The organism is Roseixanthobacter glucoisosaccharinicivorans (assembly GCF_043195095.2).
Classification (GTDB): Bacteria; Pseudomonadota; Alphaproteobacteria; order Rhizobiales; family Xanthobacteraceae; genus NCEH01.
This window is the reverse complement of record NZ_CM195538.1, coordinates 1,789,987-1,804,547: the sequence shown is the minus strand read 5'-3', so window position 1 is coordinate 1,804,547 and position 14,561 is coordinate 1,789,987. Positions and strand designations below refer to the sequence as shown.

Here is a 14,561-nt window from a genome sequence, read left to right as displayed (position 1 = left end):
CTTGAATGCGCGAGGAGGCTCGCCTTGGTTCGCGCTCAGGCGCGCGCGGCCTCGGCCAGCTCGGTGAAAATGCGAAAGACCAACGCCTTGCGGTCGAGATTGAACGTGTCCGCCTCGCCCGCCGCGCGCCGAACCTTCTCCCACACCTCACCCAAGCGGACAAGGCGCCCGCGCTCCCATTGCCCGCCGGTCGCGGTTTGCGCGATCCAGTCGCTGACCGCCTCGACGAACAGATCGAAGCCGTCGCCCCGGTCGCCCTGGAGCCGGGCGCCGAGCGCGTGCATTTCCTCGGGCCGCGCCTTCGGCAATTGCTCCAGCAGCCGCAGGGTCGCGGCGCGCACCTCCATGCCCTCGCCCCGCGCCAGGATCAAAGCACGCCGCACGCTGCCGCCGCTGGCTTCCGCCGCCTGCGGCAGGCGCGCGCTCTCAAGCTCTGGAATTTCCTCCTTGAGATGATCGAGCGCGACCAGCACATCCTGCGGCCCGAGCGCGCGCAGGCGCACGAGGCGTGTGCGCGAGCGGATCGTCGGCAACACCCGGCCGGGCGCATGCGACACCAAGAGGAACAGCGAGCGCGGCGGCGGCTCCTCCAGCGTCTTCAGCAGGGCATTGGCGCCGGCGGCATTGAGATCGTCTACCGCATCCACGATGCACACCCGCCAGCCACCGGACGAGGCCGTTGCGCCGAAGAAGCTGCGCACCCGCCGCACCATCTCGGCGGGAATCATGGTGGGAATTTTATCTTCCCCCGCTTCCGGCACGCGGCGGATGGCGAGCAGATCCGGATGGGTCAATGCCGCCACTTGCCGGGCGACCGGATGGTGCGGATCCACGGCGAAATCGTGCCGATCCGGTCCGGCCTGCGCACCGGAAAGCACGAAGCGGGCGATACGATAAGCGAGCGTCGCCTTGCCGATGCCCTCGGCGCCGCCGATCAGCAGAGCATGGGGAAACCGCCCGGAGCGCCAATCCCCGAGCAGGTCCGCCTCGACCGCTTCATGGCCGAACAGGAAGCTTTGCTCGCGCGGATGCAGCGCACCCGCCAGGCGGTCGCCCTCCACCGGAGCGCTCATGCCGGCGCACTCTCGATGGCGGGCAAGGCCAGGCGCGCGCTCACCGCAGACAGGATCTGAGCGGCCACGCTTTCCACGTCGCCTTGGGCGTCGATCACCACGCACCGCTCCGGTTCGGCTGCGGCAAGCGCCAGGAACGCAGCGCGGATGGCGGCATGATAATCGGCGCCCTCGCGTTCGAACCGGTCCGCCGCGGCGCCTTTTCCGCGCGCGACGGCACGGGCAAGGCCAATCTCCGGCGGCACATCGAGCACCAGGGTCAGATCTGGCGCGCACGTCCCCACGCTGACGCGATCAAGCGCGCGCAACAGGCGCGGATCCGCCTTGCCGACGGCGCCCTGATAGACGCGTGTGGAATCCGTGAAGCGGTCGCAGATCACCCATTCGCCCGCCTCAAGCGCCGGTGCGATGGTTTCGCGCACATGATCGGCGCGGGCGGCCGCAAACAAGGCAGCCTCGCCTTGCGGGCCTAAGGGCTGGGCAAGGCCGGACAGCAGCACCTCGCGGACTTTCTCCGCAAAAGCAGAACCGCCGGGCTCGCGCGTCACGCGCACCCGCAAGCCGCGCGCTTCGAGCGCTGCCGCGAGGATGCGGGCCTGCGTGGACTTTCCCGTGCCCTCCCCGCCTTCCAGCGAGATGAAGCGGCCGCGCGCGGCGGTCATTTCTGGATCTTGGCCATCAGCTTGGCGCCAAGGTCGCGCGCCGTGTCACCGACCAAGACGCCGGCACCGTCCATGGCGCGCTGCCACATGGTGCCCACGGGCACATCGGCCGTCGTCACCAGCGGCACGTCCAGCACCTTCAGCTGGCCGCGCGTGATCTCCAACTGCGCCACTTCGGTGCCCTTTACCACGGGCGCGCGGAGCGGACCGTGATAGGTGATGCGCGCCACCAGCTTGTCCTGGCTGTTGCGTGGCATGAGCAGGGAAATGGGTTCGCGCGCAGCAAGGCCGACCGAACCGGCCTCGCCGCCAAACACCGCCGCCCGCGCCAGCTCGGCATCGGCCGCGAACAGGGCGCGATGCTCGAAGGAATGGAAGCCCCAGTCCAGCAGCCGGCGCATCTCTTCCAGGCGTACTTTTTCCGAGGATGCGCCCATCACCACGGCGATCAGGCGCTGGTTGTTCTGCACCGCCGACCCAACGAGGTGATAGCCCACGTCCTTCACCCAGGAGGCATGGAGCCCGTCCGCGCCGACGCCCGCCTCCAGCAGGGGGTTGCGGTTGCGCTGCTTGATCTTGCTCCACTCGATGCCGGGGGTCGCGAAGATCGGATAGAGGTTCGGGAAGGTGCGGATGATGTAGCGCGAGAGCTGCGCCATGTCGCGCGCGGTGGTGACTTGGCCAGGATCGGAAAAGCCGGTCGAATTGCGGAAGGATGTTCCGGTAAGGCCGAGTTCCTCGGCCTTGGCATTCATCTTGACAGTGAATTCGCCCTCGGTGCCCGCCACGCCCTCGGCCAGCGCAATGGCCGCATCATTGCCGGAGATGGCGAGCGCGCCGATCAGCAGGTCGCCGACGCGCACATTGCTCTTCACCGCCGCGAACATGGCCGCGCCACCCGAAGGGCCGCCGCCGCGCCGCCAGGCATTCTCGCTCACCGTGAACAGCGTGTCCTGCGTGATCCGGCCGGAGCGGATCTCATCGAACACGATGGCGCCCGTCATGATCTTGACGATACCGCCGGGCGCGACGCGCTTTTCCGAATCCTTGTCGAACAAAATGGCGCCGGTGGAGAAATCCACCAGGATCGCGCTCGGCACCACGGTCTGGAAAGTGGATTGGGCACGCACTGGGCCCGCGCTCATCGCCCCGCCCAGAATGGCAAAACCTGCCGCCAGGGCGACAGGCTTCAAAGCACGGGATTTAAAGGAAAGGCTCAGGTGAGCGAGGGTGCCGATTGCGCGTTTGATGATGCGACGGTCGCGCCCGCCGAGATTAACGCCCAGAGCCATCGGTTGCCACACCTGCGTAGCTGAGGCCGCTCACGGGCGCCGGGCCCACGCTCCAGCCGGAAGAAGGAGCCGCACTGCGTGCCACAGGCTGCGCCTGGAAGGCAACCCGCTGCTGCGGGGCGACGGGCGCGGGCGCCGGAGCCGGGAAAGCGGAGCGCGCCGGAACCGTGGCGGATGCGGTGCGCACCGGAGCAGGAGCGGGCGCGGCTTCGGCCTGGCGCACGGCCGGGGCGGAAGTTTCCTCTCCATCCTCGTGCCCAAGATCGAACGGGCGCTGGAGCGGCTCGGGAATGGCGCCGGAGCTGGTGGTTTCCGGCACCGCGCGCGGCAGAGAGGGCACGAACGGGGTCGCGGACGCCACCATGACGGCCGATCCGCTCGGCACCTGCGCCGGCTCGTTGATGCTGAGCGAGGCCGAGAGCTTGCGATCGTCCGACCCGTCGAGCGGAGCGCGGGCGACATATTCCACTCGCACCTTCGCGACACCCCGGCCGGAGAAGCCGAGCAGGTCAGCGGTGCGGTGGGAGACGTCGATCACCCGGTTCTGGTGATAGGGGCCGCGATCATTGACCCGCACGATGATGGAATGATTGTTGTTCAGATTGGTCACGCGCACATAGCAGGGCATGGGCAGCGTGGGATGCGCGGCGGAAATGGAATCGCGGTCGAACACCTCGCCGTTGGCGGTCAGGCGCCCGTGGAAGTCGTCGCCATACCAGGAGGCGATGCCTTCAGCCTTATAATTGGGGTTTTCCGCCGGAACATAGGTGCGCCCGGCGATCACATAAGGCTTGCCGACGCGATAGGCACCGCCACCCTTGGGAACCGACTGGCCGTCCGCCACCACGCGCGGGCTTGCGGAGACACCATATTTGGGATCGACCGTGGAGCCGAGCTTATTGGCACTGCTGCAACCGGCCAGAACAAGGCAAACCGCGCCAAGGCTCAAAGTGCCGCGCCAGATGCGGAGCCGCGATGCGATCGTCTGCTCTGTCGTCATGTGCGCCCTGTCTCACCGACGTGCCGGAAATCCGACTCGCCGTCCGCCCCATGGATCGCCGTCACTATGTCACGGCAGGCTTCGATATGACAGAAATGGACTGGAGAACACGGCGAAAATGCGGCGCAGCTACGGCCATGGTTAATGTTCGGTAATGAAACGTTATTTGCCAAGGGTTTGAAAGCACAAGCTTCCTTAGCGGCAAACCCCACCTTGCGTGCCATTTTTCGACGATCTCCTTGCGGCATGTGCTGCCACCATCGGGACAGGCGAAGGGCGGCCCGCGCGCCGGCCGCCCTTAAGTTGCACCGCCGGCGGTGAGGCCTGCTCTCAGGCCGCCGCGCGGATGGTGCCGAGGAAGCGCTGCATCTCCCCTTCCAGGCGCGCGGCCTGGTCGGTCAAAGCGGCGGACGCGCTGAGCACGAGCACGGCGGCGGACCCGGTCTCGTCCGCGGTCTTGGCGACGTCGGAGATGTGGGAGGTGACCGAATTGGTGCCGGTCGCCGCCTGATCCACGTTGCGCACGATCTCCTTGGTCGCCATGCCCTGCTCCTCCACGGCGGCGGAAATCTCGTTGGCGACATCGCTCATCTTGCGGATCTGCGCCCCGACGCGCTCGATCACTTTGACCGCCTCCTGCGTGCTGTCCTGGATCGCGGTGATCTGGGCTTCGATCTCCTCGGTGGCTTTCGCGGTCTGGGTCGCCAGTGCCTTAACCTCCGATGCGACGACGGCGAAGCCCTTGCCCGCATCGCCGGCGCGCGCGGCCTCGATGGTGGCGTTCAAGGCCAGAAGGTTGGTCTGAGATGCGATATTGGAGATCAGGACGATGAAGTCGCCGATGCGGGATGCCGCCTGCGACAGCTCGCGGATGACGTCGCCGGTCTTGGCCGCCTCGTCGACGGCGGCGGCCGACATCTGGGCGGAATATTCCACGCGTCGGGCGATTTCGTCCACGGAGGAGCCCAGTTCTTCAGCGGAAGAAGCCACCATCACGACGTTCGTCGAGGCTTCTTCCGCCGCGGAGGCAACCGCGGTGGAGCGCGAGGACGTCTTGTCTGCCGCAACCGTCATCTGCTGCGCGGTCTGATGCAACTCGGCCGAAGCCGAGGAGACGTTGCCGATGATGCCACCGACCGCATCTTCGAACCGGGCCGCCAGATCGTTCATGGCCCGGCGCCGCTTCTCATCCGCCGCCTGTCGGTCGTGCTCGGCGGTTTCTTCCAGCGCGCGGGTGCGGGTGAGGCTTTCCCTGAACACCATCAAAGCCTTCGCGATCGCCCCGACCTCGTCGGTCCGCGCGATATAGGGGACGTTGATGCTCAGGTTCCCACCGGAAACCTGGGTCATGACGCCAGTCAACCGGCTGAGCGGCCCGGTGACGCGACGCACGACCACCACGAGGCCGGCAACCGCGAGCACAATCGCAGCGAGAAGAACGAACCCATAGATCGCCAGTTGGCGCTCCGCATCGGCTTCCGCGCGCGCCGCCCGGGACGCGATCGCATCGACGGCAACCGCCGCGACGTTGGCGATCGCGGTCTGGCCCGGCTCGGAGCGATCGCGCCACGCCTGGAGCGCTATGCCCGCCGGCCGGCCGTTGCTGACATTTGCGATGACCTCGTCGCGCAAGGTCTTGTAGGGGCCGGAGAAAAAGGCGTTCTGCGCGGCGTCGATCGCGGCCTTCAATTCCGGCGGAGCGTTCGGGGCAAGGCCGATCTCGCGGACCGTGGCCCAGGAGAAGGTGAAGCGACCATTGTTGATGAGAAGGGTCTTCCATTCCTGCTCATTCAAGGCGCGTCCTTCACCGACCACCTCGTTCAGCATCAGATTTCCCGCCCCGACCTCGGCGCGGGTCGCCCATGCCATTGCGCGGGCGAGAATGAGCTGCGACAACGCCGGATCAATGCTGCGGATCTGCGCTTCTACGGCGGTGGATGCTTCCTCAAGCGTCGCCAGCAGCCCCGCGCCATCTGTCAGCATGCGCTGGGCGACACGTGTGTCGCGCTGCTCTCGCGGACGGGCAAGCTGCTCGTCGATCTGCTGGCGCAGGATCCTGAGCTGTTCGTAGCCGCGCTTGAGCTGCTCGAACAACGGCTTCAACGCGGGGTCGATGTCCGCGTCCGCTCCGGCCAAGGCAGCGTTCAAAGCCAGCGTGACCCGCTCCCGCCGCTCGGCGAGCTGCTTCAGGCCGGCGGGATTGTCGCCATTGGGCAGCGACAGAGCGCTCACGCTGCCGCCGCGCTCGTAGCGAAATACGGACAGCGCCTGGAACAGATTGCGCTCGATGCCCGCATAGAGCGAGACGTTCCGAGCCGCTGTGAAGTTGCGATAGGCGTTGATCAGGGCACCGCTGCACAACACGGCGACCATCAGGCTCATCAGGCAGAAAAGGGAGACCAAGGTGGTTTTGATGGAAATGCGCATGTGCCTGCCTGGGTAAGAGCTTTGGGGCAGACTGGGGGCGCTGGCTTGCCTGGACCTGACACTTGCGTTTCCTCACCGGAAAAGGATCGGGCGTTCGAGAAAAATATTTGCGGCGGCTGAAGGGGGCGAGGCGGCCTCCTTGCGTCGGCTTTTCATTCCAGGATCGCGTCTGAAAATTACACCCTCTCAAGTTGCAGTTATTTCGGCCGATCTGTCATAGCCATGTCGGCAGATGTGATTTCCAACGCGGCTCCATCGACTTTCACTCTCCGCGACAATTTAAAGACAAACCGTTGAGCCGGTGCCATATGCGCGCAATTCGTGCGATGCAACATATATGGATTGCAGAATACATCGCCTTAACGCGGAGATGACAAATTCGAACACCGTTTTCCTCGGAGAACATTACGTTCTGAGATTGCAGATTACTGTTTTTACCTACTTTTCAGGACTTGATTACCTCTTTGCTGCGCTGCAATCAGTACCCAGCGTAAGGGGGAAGTCCATGACACGCATAACGTGCGTTGATGGCGGTTTAGATGGCGTGATCGCGCGCCGTTCGGCCTGCACCCCAGTCGGTTCGCCTCCGCCAGCGGGGCGGATGGATTCACTCGATTTCAATTGAGTCATCAGGGGGCGCCCATGGCCAGCACCTACAATCCCACACGCGTCATCGACCTCGGCACCCTTGGTCCAGGGAACGGTGCGACCATTTTTGGCGCGGCGGCCGGCGATTATGCCGGCTATTCGGTGAGCGGTGCGGGAGACGTGAATGGCGACGGCATCGACGACATTCTGGTGGGCGCACCCAGAATTGGGGAAGCCTATATCATCTTCGGCCGCGACGGCGGGCTTGGAACTATTGATCTTGCGGCGCTAGACGATGACGACGCCACGAATGATCCCGGCCTCAAGATTATCGGCGCCCACGGCGACGACTTCGCCGGCGCATCGGTAAGCGGTGCCGGTGATGTCAATTGCGACGGCGTCGCGGATTTTATTATCGGGGTTCCCTATGCGGATCGGGATGCTGATTTCGACGACAATGGTGGAAAGGCCTATGTAATTTTCGGCAAGACCGCTGCGACCGGCGGTCTCAACCAGATTGATCTGTCGGTGTTCGACGGCGAAGCGCCGGTAAACGCCACCGGAATTAAGATTTCCGGTGTATCCGGCAGCCTCGCGGGCGGATCTGTAAGCAACGCGGGTGATGTTAACGGCGACGGTATCGGCGACCTTATTATCGGAGCCGTCAGCGCCCACCCGTCGAAATACACAATTACCGAGAGTGCATATGTGATCTTCGGCGCCTCGGAGGAATCTGGCGGGCTTCACAATATTGATCTCGAAATTTTTGATGGTGAAGATTCTGAAAACGCGTCCGGCGTCAAAATTTCCGGCGCCAAGGTTGGAGATTTGAGCGGCTATACCGTGAGTGCCGCCGGCGATGTAAACGGGGACGGCGTCGACGACGTTATTATCGGCGCCCCGCAGGCCAACAACTTGGCCGGCGCAAGCTATGTGATCTACGGGAAGTCGCAGGCGGACGGCGGCCTCGCGAACATTGACCTCGCGGCATTCGAAGATTCCGACACCTCCAACGATCCCGGCTTCAAGATCTCCGGCGCCCGATCCCCCGACACGGCGGGCTACAGCGTCAGTGGCGCCGGGGACGTCAATGGCGACGGTATTGACGATCTGATTATTGGGGCGATTGGGTATGGCGAATTGGGCGGAGCCTATGTGGTCTATGGAAAGGTCGGCGGTGTCGGCAATATCAACCTGGCTAGCCTGTCTTCCAATCGCGGATTCACGATCTCCGGCGTGCCGGAATCGGCCTATACCGGGGCGTCGGTCAGTGAAGCGGGGGATGTGAACGGGGACGGCTACGACGACGTGATCGTGGGCGCATTTTATGAAGGAACTAGTGACTACGCCGCGGGCGCGAGCTATGTGGTCTACGGCCGGCCGAATAGTCCGCTCATCATTGATCTGTCGCACTTATCTCCGTCCCAGGGCTTCAAGATCGCGGGCGCTCATGCCGGCGATCAAAGCGGCTTTGCGGTCAGCGCCGCCGGGGACGTGAACGGCGACGGCTTCGCCGACGTGATTGTGGGCGCCTTCGGGGTCGATGCGGGCGGCGGAAGCGACGACACCGGCGCCGTCTTGCCCGCAAAGGTCGATGCGGGCGCGGCGTATGTCGTCTATGGCGGCGCGGGGAGTGGCAGCCCCACCATCGCATCCATCGCCTCATCCAGCGCGGACGGCTTCTATAAGGCCGGCGACACCCTCTCGATCACCGTCACATTCTCGGATTTGGTGAGTGTCAATACAACCGGCGGCGCCCCTCGCCTGCTGCTGGAAACAGGCGAAAACGACCATTACGCCACCTACGCGTCAGGCTCTGGCACCGATAGCCTGACATTCACCTATACGATCGTGGCCGGCGATGAGTCCGCCGATCTAAGCTATGCGGGAGTGCATGCGCTTGACCTCAATGGAGGGCGCATTGTTTCTCCGGCCACCGGCGTTCCTGCCACCCTGGTCCTTCCGGCCCCCGGCGAGACCGGTTCTCTTTCGGCCAGCAGCGACATTCGCGTCGGTGCCGATCCCGCTCCGGTGGTGACGCTGCCCGACGCAAGCGCCATAGACTATGCTGAGCAATCCGGCCCGATTTCGGTCTTTGGCGACCTGGATCTGACCGACGCGGACAGCACCTCGCTCGCGTCCGCAACCATTGTGTTCGCCAATTTCTCGGCGGGCGAGGATATCCTCGCGATGACCGCCACCAGCGGCATCGGCAATATCGCCGGCGGCTTCGATCCCGACACGGGGATGTTGACGCTGACATCGGCTGGAGCCAGCGCGACGCTCGCCGAATGGCAGGCGGCGCTTCGCACCATCACCTTCGAAAACACCTCGGACACGCCAGATCTCGCCGAGCGGACCTTTACCCTGGTTGTGAGCGACGGAACCCACGAGAGCAGCGCCCTGGCCCGACACATCGAAGTGCTTGCGGTCAATGACGCACCGGTGGCCGAAAATGACGCCTTCTCAATCAATGAGGACACTGCGGCGACCTTTAATGTCCTCGCGAACGACAGCGATGTGGATGGAACACATCTGACCATCCGCGCCATCAACGGCGTGGCCGTGAACGCAGCGGTGAAGGAAGAAGAAAAATCCGCTGACTTCGCAGCGAAATCAAGCGCTTCAGCAAGCAGTCATCAGGTCGTCCCGGTCGATCACGGAACCGTTCAAGTTAATCCTGATGGCAGCCTGACATTCACGCCAAGTTCGGATTTCAACGGAACCACGTCGTTCACCTATTCGGTTGCCGATGAGTTCGGCGGCACGCAAACCGCGACGGTCACGGTGAATGTCCTTCCCGTCAACGACGCGCCCGAAGCCAAAATCTATACCATTTCTAGCCTGGAAGATCAGGCTCTGATCCTTGATGTGGCCAAGGACAGCACGGATGCCGATGGCGACGCGCTCCTGGTCACCGCGGTGGACGGCAAGATCGTGACGGGGGATGGCGTCCAGGTGGCCGGCGGGGTCGTGACGCTCAACGCGCAGGGTGCCCTGCTCTTTACTCCGACCGTGAATTATAACGGTCCGGTCAAATTCACCTATACGCTCAGCGACGGACACGGCGGCCTCAGCGACGGTCAGGTCGACATCACCGTGTCGCCGGTCAACGATGCGCCGGTGATCGGCGCAGATTTTTTTACGATCGCCGAAAGCGAGACAATCGTTCTCGACCTGCTCGCAAACGACAGCGATCCGGAAAACGACACCCTCGCAATCGCGAAGATCATCGGAATGGATGTGACTCCGGGGGGCTTCGAGGCGCGGTGGGTTGGCGGGACGATAGTTTACAGAAGCGATGGCAAAGTGACGTTCAGCGCCGACGCCGACTACACTGGCGACGTTTCTTTTACCTACACCGTCTCGGACAGTCGCGGCGGAGAGAGCACCGGCACGGTTCGTGGCACGGTGATAGCCGTCAACGAAGCACCGGTCGCGAGCGACGACACCATTACCGGGCTTGAGGATAGCGGGATCGTCGTATCCGTCCTGGAGAACGACAAGGATGCCCAAGGCGACCTGCTGCGCGTGGTGGCCATCGACGGCCGCACCATTTCGCGGATGGCCGGCAGCGATGGTTCCATCAAGGCGTCGGTCGAAGTGGCCAATGGAACCGTGACGCTGAACCAAGACGGCGTCCTGGTGTTCACGCCAAAAGCCAATTTCAACGGCGAAACCAGCTTCACCTACACGGTCTCGGACGGGCGAGGCGGCAGCGATACCGCCACCGTCACACTCGACGTCAGACCGGTCAACGACGCACCGACCGCCCAAGACGTCTCGTTCGCCGTTGCCGCCGGCGTCAAATCCCAGCGGATCGACGTCGGCGCCGGCACCAGGGATATCGACGGGGATCTGGTTCGCGTGCTTGCGGTGGATGGCAAGGAGATCACCGCCAACACCCCCGTCGCGCTCACCAGCGGCACGGTATCACTCGCCGCCGACGGCAATCTGATCTTCAGCCCGTTCGCAACATTCTCCGGCACCACCAGCTTCTCCTACACGCTGACCGACGACCACGGCGGCACGCAGAGCGCGCAGCTCAAGGGCGAGGTGCACGCGGTGGAGAGCTGGACCAGTTTCGGCACCGAGCTGGATAAGGTTCTTGACGACCTTGGCCTTTCAAAGCCCGGCAATTTGAACGATCTGCTCGCGAAGGCGACTTATCTCGCTCCCGCCGCCTTTGCCACCGCCGGGGTGGGCATCGGGCAGGGTCCCCTGGGCGGCTATCACGCAGCGGCCGGATATGATCTCGACCTCAACGCCACCACCCCGGACACGGGCGTCTTGTCCAAGGCCCTGGCGGCGCTGATCAACGGCCAGACTTATTTCAACACGCCTTCGGTCGCGAAGCTGGGTGCGCAAGGCGCCGTGACGAGTTCGGTCAATCAAAGCCTGCTGTTCCAGAGCTATCTGAAAAGCGGCAGCCAGGTGCATATTGACGATGGCCACGGCGGGCAGGATTTCGCTTCCGCCGCCTCCGCCGCGAGTGCCTGGTCGAAGGCCTTCGCTCAATCGGTTCTGAGCGCAGGGTTCTCGGACGACCAGGTGACGAAATATGATCATCAGTCCCAAGCCAAGCTGTATCAGTCGGTTGTCGGAAAAGACGCCGCTCTCGCCGTCACGCTGGATGGCGTCTCAACCGCCGTGTCAAAGGCGGCGCTCGCCTTGAGCGGGGGAGAGTTCGTTTCCGACGACGGCGGCAGCGCCGTCGAGATCGCCCGTCCGGTGGCGGTGGCGGAAACGGCGGGCGGGGCCGACGACCAGAATGCGGTGGTTCGGATGCGCCAGGTTGGCGCCAACGATTCTTCCGTCATGTTCTACAAGGTCGATGATTTCGCCGGCACGGTGAATGGCCTGAAGCCTGGCGACGCCGGCTATGATGCCGCCAGCAGCGCCCACGCCTATCAGACCGATACGGGCAGCACCTGGGTCTCTGGCGGCGGATATGGCAAATATTCCGAAGCCACGCTCACGCACATTAATGCCAACGATCTCATCGCCATGAAGTTGTCCTCCGGCGGATCGACCTTCTACGCGTTCGCCGATGCCAATGAGATCGTGAACGGCCAGCATGTGGCCCATGTGTGGAGCTATGGTCTCAACACCTGGGGGTGGGAGGATCTCTACGGCGGTGGCGACAACGACTTTAACGATATCGTCGTCCAGCTCGATTTCCTCGCCGTGAAGACAATCCAGGATCAGATCCTCTGACGTCGCGTTCCTGCGGCCGGACGGCGGCTCCGCTGCCCGGCCCGGATTTGCGGCTGCCTGCCCCTGCCCTGCCCTGCCGCCGCCGCCGAGAGGGCGGCATGGCACGACACTTGGCGCGTTTTCTGCACCGTGGGTCCGGCCCGGAATGGTCCGGGCTTGCGCCACGGCGGCCCGGCCGGATCTGTCCGCGCCGAGACCTGTCCGCGCAAAGGATCATCGGCGGCGCCATGCCGCCGAGCGACATGCAGAGGCGCGGATATGCCGCTTTACAGCTTCCATTGTGCGCAATGCGACAAGGATGTCGAATTGCTGATCGGCTTCTCGGAAAAGCCGAAATGCCCGGCATGTGGCGGCGCAGACATGCAGCGGCTGATGTCGCGCGTGGCGCCGGAGGGCAAGAGTGCCGGCATCATCAAATCGGCCCGGGCGCAAGCCGCGCGCGAGGGCCATCTGAGCAATTTCAGCCGGTCGGAACGACGCTGAGGACGGGCGTGCGCCCGCGATAACAAGAGATCAGCCCCCGATCGGTGACTCAATCGGCGGAGGTGGCCTCGGAAACCGCCGCCGATCCGGCGGCGGCGTTGGGATCGCCCGGCGCGGTTTCCCACGCAACGCCCGGAATGGCCACGATGCGCCGTCCGCGACCGTCCAGGCGGGACACGATCACCCGCTGTTCCTCCATATAGGCCAGAAGCCGCCGGGCACGGCCGGGCGAGCGGCTGCCATAGGCGTGGGCGACATCCGCATCCGATGGGCACGGCCGCCGGTCGAACGCCGCGCGCGCCAGCGAAAGGAAGACCCCCTGCATATCCTCCGGCAGAGCCCCGGCCATGGTGAGGACTTCCGCCCAGGGTGAATTCTCCGCTTCCGCCTCGGCCATGTCGATGCCGGCATGGGCCACGGCCAGCCGGCGGCGAAAGGCCGACAGACTGAGCGGCTCGCCGCCCACCCGCCGAATCCGGCACCTCACCAGGAAATCTTGATACAGCACCGCGATCGTCCGAAAGCCGGCGTCGCTTTCAGCGAGGATCTCACGCAACGCCTGGTCGATGGCCGCCTGGCGCTGCTCGGGCGAGACCCCTGGCGCGGGCTCGGCGGCCGCAGGCGCGATGGCCGGTCCGCTTCGGGACAGCTGCGCGAGGACATCGGCCGTGGGAGCCACGGCCGGCGGGCGGCGCGGCACCAGCGGCCGTGCCTCGTCGGCCCCCGGGGTGAAGATCAGGTCGTGGGCATCCTCGGCTGCGGCGGGGTCCGGCAGCGGCATCAGCTTGGGACTGGTGGTATGCGCCGCCGTCTCCACGGAACCGATCCGCACCGGCAGGGGCCGGCGCGCCAGGGCCGGGCCGAGGGCGATGAAATTGCCGCTCTCCAGGTCGCGGAACGTCTCTGCCTGCCGGCGTTCCATGCCGAGCAGGTCGGCCGCGCGGGCCATGTCGATGTCCAGGAACGTGCGGCCCATGAGAAAGTTGGATGCCTCGGCAGCAACGTTCTTGGCGAGCTTGGCGAGACGCTGGGTGGCGATGACCCCGGCAAGCCCACGCTTGCGGCCCCGGCACATGAGATTCGTCATGGCGGCGAGCGATACCCTGCGGGCCTCGTCCGAAACTTCACCGGCGGCGGCAGGCGCGAACAATTGCGCTTCATCCACCACCACCAGAATGGGATACCACACGTCGCGATCGGCATCGAACAGGCCGCCCAGGAACGCGGCGGCGGCGCGCATCTGCTGATCGCTGTCGAGCCCTTCCAGGTTTAGCACCACCGAAACGCGATGCTGGCGCACCCGGGCTGCGATGCGCTGAAGATCGGCCTCGCCCCTTTGGGCATCCACCACCACATGGCCGAACCGCTCCGCGAGCGCGGTAAACTCGCCCTCCGGATCTATAACCGCCTGTTGGACCCACGGCGCGCTCTGCTCCAGAAGCCGACGCAGAAGGTGGGACTTTCCGGAACCGGAATTCCCCTGCACCAGAAGGCGCGTTGCCAGCAATTCCTCAAGATCGAGCACGGCCGTGCCCCCGCCTGAGCGGGTGCCGAGGTCGATGGACACCTTGGCGGGCGCCGTCATCGTGGCGACCGCCCGGTGGTGAGCAGGGAAAACTTCATGGCGCGACTACTATCGATTCCCGCCGCGTATTCAACCGCGCCGCCGGGTCGACCCTGTGTTTCGGCAGGCCGGTTGCCCGAGCGGATCAGGCCATCCGCCTCAAGCCCGACCACCAGTCGCCCGACGACAGCCTCAGCGCGAAAATCATAATTGCGCCGATGGGCCGTTCTTAAACGCGTCAAGACGCGCGTCTGC

General features: G+C 64.7%; 8 protein-coding genes. 2 read left to right on the top strand and 6 right to left on the bottom strand.

What is annotated here, in order from left to right; all coding sequences use genetic code 11:
• Nucleotides 1–35: 35 nt before the first annotated feature.
• The 5 genes from V5F78_RS08080 to V5F78_RS08060 form a co-directional block, all read right to left on the bottom strand.
• Nucleotides 36–1,073: a DNA polymerase III subunit delta' gene (locus V5F78_RS08080; protein WP_394071516.1), complete on the bottom strand. Its 1,038-nt coding sequence runs from the start codon at nucleotides 1,071–1,073 to the stop codon at nucleotides 36–38.
• Nucleotides 1,070–1,735: a dTMP kinase gene (tmk, locus tag V5F78_RS08075; RefSeq protein WP_394071517.1), complete on the bottom strand. Its 666-nt coding sequence runs from the start codon at nucleotides 1,733–1,735 to the stop codon at nucleotides 1,070–1,072. The genes V5F78_RS08080 and tmk overlap by 4 nt, the downstream gene beginning before the upstream one ends.
• Nucleotides 1,732–2,880, bottom strand: coding sequence for a D-alanyl-D-alanine carboxypeptidase family protein (locus V5F78_RS08070; protein ID WP_394071518.1), 1,149 nt, complete (start codon nucleotides 2,878–2,880; stop codon nucleotides 1,732–1,734). Before V5F78_RS08070 ends, tmk begins: the two co-directional genes overlap by 4 nt.
• A 130-nt stretch (nucleotides 2,881–3,010) precedes the next feature.
• On the bottom strand, nucleotides 3,011–4,027 hold the full coding sequence (locus V5F78_RS08065; protein WP_394071519.1) for a septal ring lytic transglycosylase RlpA family protein: 1,017 nt from the start codon (nucleotides 4,025–4,027) through the stop codon (nucleotides 3,011–3,013).
• A gap of 330 nt (nucleotides 4,028–4,357) precedes the next feature.
• The gene (locus V5F78_RS08060) at nucleotides 4,358–6,454 is read right to left on the bottom strand and encodes a methyl-accepting chemotaxis protein (RefSeq protein ID WP_394071520.1); all 2,097 of its coding nucleotides are present in this window, start codon (nucleotides 6,452–6,454) and stop codon (nucleotides 4,358–4,360) included.
• Nucleotides 6,455–7,096: 642 nt separating this feature from the next.
• On the opposite strand from V5F78_RS08060, the gene V5F78_RS08055 reads away from it, so the two are divergent.
• Both V5F78_RS08055 and V5F78_RS08050 read left to right on the top strand, forming a co-directional pair.
• The gene (locus V5F78_RS08055) at nucleotides 7,097–12,259 is read left to right on the top strand and encodes a tandem-95 repeat protein (RefSeq protein WP_394071521.1); all 5,163 of its coding nucleotides are present in this window, start codon (nucleotides 7,097–7,099) and stop codon (nucleotides 12,257–12,259) included.
• A gap of 258 nt (nucleotides 12,260–12,517) precedes the next feature.
• Nucleotides 12,518–12,742 carry an FmdB family zinc ribbon protein gene (locus V5F78_RS08050; protein WP_394071522.1) on the top strand — a complete coding sequence of 75 codons (225 nt, stop codon included), beginning with the start codon at nucleotides 12,518–12,520 and terminating at the stop codon, nucleotides 12,740–12,742.
• A gap of 49 nt (nucleotides 12,743–12,791) precedes the next feature.
• Here the strand turns inward: V5F78_RS08050 and V5F78_RS08045 are convergent, their stop codons facing one another.
• Nucleotides 12,792–14,327 carry a helicase HerA domain-containing protein gene (locus tag V5F78_RS08045; RefSeq protein ID WP_394071523.1) on the bottom strand — a complete coding sequence of 512 codons (1,536 nt, stop codon included), beginning with the start codon at nucleotides 14,325–14,327 and terminating at the stop codon, nucleotides 12,792–12,794.
• Nucleotides 14,328–14,561 lie beyond the last annotated feature (234 nt).

Bases quoted from the DNA above. Each gene is read 5' to 3' on its own strand.
- V5F78_RS08080 (WP_394071516.1), bottom strand. From the start codon at position 1,073: ATGAGCGCTCCGGTGGAGGGCGACCGCCTGGCGGGTGCGCTGCATCCG.
- tmk (WP_394071517.1), bottom strand. From the start codon at position 1,735: ATGACCGCCGCGCGCGGCCGCTTCATCTCGCTGGAAGGCGGGGAGGGC.
- V5F78_RS08070 (WP_394071518.1), bottom strand. From the start codon at position 2,880: ATGAGCGCGGGCCCAGTGCGTGCCCAATCCACTTTCCAGACCGTGGTG.
- V5F78_RS08065 (WP_394071519.1), bottom strand. From the start codon at position 4,027: ATGACGACAGAGCAGACGATCGCATCGCGGCTCCGCATCTGGCGCGGC.
- V5F78_RS08060 (WP_394071520.1), bottom strand. From the start codon at position 6,454: ATGCGCATTTCCATCAAAACCACCTTGGTCTCCCTTTTCTGCCTGATG.
- V5F78_RS08055 (WP_394071521.1), top strand. From the start codon at position 7,097: ATGGCCAGCACCTACAATCCCACACGCGTCATCGACCTCGGCACCCTT.
- V5F78_RS08050 (WP_394071522.1), top strand. From the start codon at position 12,518: ATGCCGCTTTACAGCTTCCATTGTGCGCAATGCGACAAGGATGTCGAA.
- V5F78_RS08045 (WP_394071523.1), bottom strand. From the start codon at position 14,327: ATGACGGCGCCCGCCAAGGTGTCCATCGACCTCGGCACCCGCTCAGGC.